Source organism: Actinomadura rubrisoli, assembly GCF_004349215.1.
Classification (GTDB): Bacteria; Actinomycetota; Actinomycetes; order Streptosporangiales; family Streptosporangiaceae; genus Spirillospora; species Spirillospora rubrisoli.
Genome location: NZ_SMKU01000533.1, coordinates 1 through 4,213 on the forward strand (window position 1 = coordinate 1; position 4,213 = coordinate 4,213).

A 4,213-nucleotide genomic window follows, 5' to 3' on the forward strand; every position below is an offset into this window, starting at 1 on the left:
CCTCCCGCCCGCTGGGCCCCTCCCGCTCGGTGGCCGCGCCGCCGGTGCCGCGCGGGGGAGTGTCCGCCGCCGTGTCGCCCGCGGCGTCCTCGGCCGTCCCGGAGTCCTGTGCCGTCGCGTCATGCGCCATGGCGGCCGACCTCCTCGCGCAGCCGGTCGGTGATGGTCGCGGCCAGGGCGGAGACCTCCGGCGAGTCGATGCGCCGGGGGCGCTCCATCGGCACGGGGAAGTCCTGGACGACCCGTCCCGGCCGGCTGCTGAGCAGCACGACCCGGTCGCCGAGGCGTACGGCCTCGCGGACGTTGTGCGTGACGAACAGCACGGTCAGGTTCCGCGTCCGCCAGATCCGCTCGATCTCGTCGTGCAGCAGGTCGCGGGTCATGGCGTCGAGCGCGCCGAACGGCTCGTCCATCAGCAGGACGGTGCTCTTGCCCTCCTCGTCCCGCTCGTCCTCGGTCAGCGCCAGGGCGCGGGCCAGCGCGACGCGCTGGCGCATGCCGCCCGACAGCTGGTGCGGGCGCTTCTTGGCGAACCCGCCGAGGTGGACGGAGTCGAGCAGGGCGGCGGCGCGGGCGCGGCGGTCCCGCCGGGGGACGCCGCGCATCTTCAGCGCCAGCTCCAGGTTCCCCGTGACGGTCAGCCAGGGGAACAGCGCCGGCTCCTGGAACATGAGCGCGACCCGCGCGCCGCCGGTGTCGACCGTGCCGGCGCTCGGCCGGTCGAGGGCGGCGACGAGGTTCAGCAGGGTGCTCTTGCCGCACCCGGACGCGCCGAGCAGGCAGGTGAACTCGCCCGGCGCGAAGTCGAGGGACACCTGGTCGAGGGCGAGCAGCGAGGAGCTGCCCGTACCGAACGCTTTGGACACGCCGGCGAGCCGGACCGCCGTGGCGGTCCGGCTCGGGGCAGCCGTGGCGGCCTGAGTCATTTGTCGCTGACCTGTGCCTTCCCGCTCGCCTTGAGCACGTCGTTGAGGGGCGTGAGGTTGTAGATGCCCTTCAGGTCGGTCTTCGCCAGCAGCCCGACCTCCTCGGCGTGCTGGGCGCCGCTGAAGAGCGAGGTCGCCACCGGGTCGGTCGTGAACTCGATCGACTTGAACGCCGAGTCGAGGACGTCCGGCTTGAGCGGCTTGCCGCTGTGCTTGGTGAGGGCCTCGTTGACCGCGGCCTTGGCGTCGGCCGGGTTCTTGTTGAGGTAGTCCGAGGTCTCGACGACCCCCTGGAGCAGCTTCTTCACCTGGTCGGGGTGCTCCTTCTCGAACTCCTGGGTGACCAGCAGGTTCGTGATGACGAACTTGCCGCCGGGCCACAGCGACTTCTCGTCCAGCAGCTTCTTGCCCTTGTTCTCCAGGATCAGCCGGGAGGCGAACGGCTCGGGGACCCAGGCGCCGTCGATCTCGCCCTGCGCGAACGTCTGCAGCGTCTGCGCGTTCTCCTGCGGGACGACCTTGACGTCGCCGCTGCCGTCCTTGTTGGCGGCCAGGCCGTTCTTCTTCAGCCAGTACCGGATCGCCACGTCCTGGGTGTTGCCGAGCTGCGGGGTGGCGATCTTCTTGCCCTTGAGGTCCTGGACGCCGTTGATCCCGGGCTTGACCACGAGCGAGACGCCGCCCGAGGCCGCGCCGGAGATGATGTGGACGGCCTTGCCGTGCGACTTCGACCAGGCGTTGATGGCGGGGTTCGGACCGACGAACGTGGCGTCGATCGCGCCGGAGAACAGGGCCTCCACGGCGGCCGGTCCGGCATTGAACGTGGCGGTCTTCGGCGCGGTGCCGAGGTGCTTGGCGAAGATTCCCTTTTGCACGCCGACGAGCGCGGTCGCGTGGGTGATATTGGGAAAGTAGCCGAGTTTGAGTTGCTTGGGAGCACCGGACTTGTCGCCGTCGTCGCCGCCGCACGCACTGAGCGTCCCCGCTCCAGCCAGGACGATCAGTGCTGCGGCGGCGATACGCCCGCGGAGTCTACGATGCATTGTCACGTTTCCCTACTTATCAAGTCTGTTTGACGTGAACAGTAGATAAGGTAGGCAATGTTCGCGTCAAGTCGGTTGCGTGGAACGGTTTCGTAACATCCGCGAACCGGCCGGAGATGGATCACCCCAGACTCGGGCAAAGCCGTCGAGGGGCTGAACGGCGAGCCAGTTGGGCGGGCGCGGGCGGCGCGGATAGGCTCGGTTGCTGCACGATCCAACCGCAGGACCATCCGCATCAGCAGGGAGTTGCCCGTGTCGTCGATCGAGGCCGTACTCGCCCGGGAGATCCTTGACTCCCGCGGCAACCCGACCGTCGAGGTCGAGGTGCTGCTCGCCGATGGGACCGAGGCGCACGCCGCCGTCCCGAGCGGCGCGTCCACCGGCCGGTTCGAGGCCGTCGAGCTGCGCGACGGCGGCGAGCGGTACGGCGGCAAGGGCGTGCGGAACGCCGTGAAGGCCGTCAACGACGTCATCGACGAGAAGCTCGTCGGCTACCCGGCCTCCGACCAGCGGCTGGTCGACCAGCTCCTGGCCGACCTGGACGGCACCCCCGGCAAGTCGCAGCTCGGCGCCAACGCGATCCTCGGCGTGAGCCTCGCCGTGGCCAAGGCCGCCGCCGACTCCGCCGGGCTCCCGCTGTTCCGCTACGTGGGCGGTCCGAACGCGCACCTGCTGCCCGTCCCGATGCTGAACATCCTGAACGGCGGCGCGCACGCCGACACCAGCGTCGACATCCAGGAGTTCATGATCGCGCCGATCGGCGCGGCCACCTTCTCCGAGGCGCTGCGCTGGGGCGCCGAGACCTACCACGCGCTGAAGTCGGTGCTGAAGTCCAAGGGACTGAACACCGGCCTCGGCGACGAGGGCGGCTTCGCGCCCGAGCTGCCGAGCAACCGCGACGCGCTCGACCTCATCCTGGAGGCGATCGGCAAGGCCGGCTTCACCCCCGGCCGCGACATCGCGCTCGCCCTGGACGTGGCCGCCAGCGAGTTCCACGCCGACGGGCAGTACGCGTTCGAGGGCACCAAGCGGTCCGCCGACGACATGGCCGCCTACTACGCCGAGCTGCTCGGCAACTACCCGCTCGTCTCCATCGAGGACCCGCTCGACGAGGAGGACTGGGCCGGCTGGGAGGGCCTCACCGCCGCTGTCGGCGACCGCGTCCAGCTCGTCGGCGACGACCTGTTCGTCACCAACCCCGAGCGCCTGGCCCGCGGCATCGCCTCCGGCGCCGCGAACGCGCTGCTGGTCAAGGTCAACCAGATCGGGACGCTCAGCGAGACCCTCGACGCCGTCTCGCTCGCCCAGACCAGCGGCTACCGCTGCATGATGAGCCACCGGTCCGGCGAGACCGAGGACACCACGATCGCCGACCTCGCCGTGGCCACCAACTGCGGCCAGATCAAGACCGGCGCCCCGGCCCGCAGCGACCGCGTCGCCAAGTACAACCAGCTTCTGCGCATCGAGGAGCTGCTGGACGACGCGGCCCGCTACGCCGGCGCCGCCGCCTTCCCGCGGTTCGACGGGCGGGGCTGAGTCCGACGCGCGCCCGGCGGCCGGCCCCGCCGGCCGCCGGGCCCGATCCGCAGGCCGCCGAGCCGCAGGCAGGGGAGACGCGATGGCACAGGGCGAGGAGCGGGCACGGGCCCGCGGCCCGCAGGACGACTCCGCCGGGAGCGGCACGCGCCGCGGCAACCCGGCGCTGACCAGCCGCGCCGCCATCCTGGCGGTCGTGATGTGCGCGATTGCGCTGAGCCTCGCCTACCCCGTGCGCGAGTACATCGCCCAGCGCAAGGAGATCGCCGACCTTGAGCACAAGGAGAGCGCGGCCCGCCGCCAGGTGGATCAGCTCGCTCAGCGCAAGCAGCAGCTGGGGGATAAGTCGTACATTGAGCGTGAAGCGACGCGAAGGCTCCATTACTGCCGACCGGACGTGAAGTGCTACATCGTCCTGGACGGCGGTGGGGGTGACGGGCAACTGGCCCGCAAGGGCGGTCCGACGACCAGGCCGCCGTGGTACGAGACACTGTGGCGGTCCGTGGAGGCCGCCGACAGGCCGCGCTGACCTCCGTCCCGCGGCGCGGCGGGACGGTGACGGCGCGTCCGGCGGTGAGGCCGGGCGCGATCGCAACGGCGGGGCGGACGCAGGACACGGACCGAGATCCGTGGGTGGGGACGCAGATGATCGAGGAACGTTTCAACGGCAGTACCGGGGGGTTTGGGGGGTCGTCCCCCCAAAATGAC

4 protein-coding genes are annotated in these 4,213 nt (G+C 70.9%); 2 read left to right on the forward strand and 2 right to left on the reverse strand.

All coding sequences use genetic code 11. The features are described from left to right. Positions 1-119 precede the first annotated feature (119 nt). Entirely contained in the window at positions 120-926 is an 807-nt protein-coding gene (locus E1298_RS44725; protein WP_131903448.1) for an ABC transporter ATP-binding protein, read from the reverse strand. Beyond that, positions 923-1,969, reverse strand: coding sequence for an ABC transporter substrate-binding protein (locus E1298_RS44730; RefSeq protein ID WP_131903449.1), 1,047 nt, complete (start codon positions 1,967-1,969; stop codon positions 923-925). Before E1298_RS44730 ends, E1298_RS44725 begins: the two co-directional genes overlap by 4 nt. Positions 1,970-2,221: 252 nt before the next feature. Here E1298_RS44730 and eno point away from each other — a divergent pair, with 252 nt between their 5' ends. Next, on the forward strand, positions 2,222-3,505 hold the full coding sequence (gene eno / locus E1298_RS44735) for a phosphopyruvate hydratase (RefSeq protein ID WP_131903450.1): 1,284 nt from the start codon (positions 2,222-2,224) through the stop codon (positions 3,503-3,505). An 82-nt stretch (positions 3,506-3,587) separates the two neighbouring features. Further along, positions 3,588-4,034, forward strand: coding sequence for an FtsB family cell division protein (locus E1298_RS44740; protein ID WP_131903451.1), 447 nt, complete (start codon positions 3,588-3,590; stop codon positions 4,032-4,034). Positions 4,035-4,213: the final 179 nt, after the last annotated feature.

Coding starts and splice junctions, on each gene's coding strand:
- E1298_RS44740 (WP_131903451.1), top strand. CDS start 3,588: ATGGCACAGGGCGAGGAGCGGGCACGGGCCCGCGGCCCGCAGGACGAC.
- E1298_RS44725 (WP_131903448.1), bottom strand. CDS start 926: ATGACTCAGGCCGCCACGGCTGCCCCGAGCCGGACCGCCACGGCGGTC.
- E1298_RS44730 (WP_131903449.1), bottom strand. CDS start 1,969: ATGCATCGTAGACTCCGCGGGCGTATCGCCGCCGCAGCACTGATCGTC.